1 protein-coding gene is annotated in these 277 nt (G+C 42.6%); it reads right to left on the bottom strand.

Translation table 11 applies throughout. The features are described from left to right. Positions 1–277 (bottom strand): SusE domain-containing protein (locus SB754_RS20025; RefSeq protein WP_410784129.1); only part of this gene is annotated, 277 nt, incomplete at both ends.

Consider the following 277-nt stretch of genomic DNA (forward strand, 5'->3'; position numbering starts at 1 on the left):
CGCACAATCAGTTTGTTGGCTTTATCTGCAGGCAATCCCAGATCGGCAGCAATTTTATTTAAGTCCCTAACCAAAAAAGTTTTGCTTAAAACATCCTGCCCCACTTCAAAACGAGTAGCATGCAGCCATGCATTTGAACCGGTAATGTCTGAAGGAACATCAAATTGCACAGCATAAGTTACAGGAGCTTCAATCGGAAAAGTAACTGCCTGCCAGGAGATGGTAATGGCATCTAAATCTGCATTGTCTTCAAGAAGTACAAAAGTTGTGCTTGGGG

The sequence above is a fragment of the Leifsonia sp. SIMBA_070 genome (assembly GCF_046534635.1).
GTDB lineage: Bacteria > Actinomycetota > Actinomycetes > Actinomycetales > Microbacteriaceae > Leifsonia.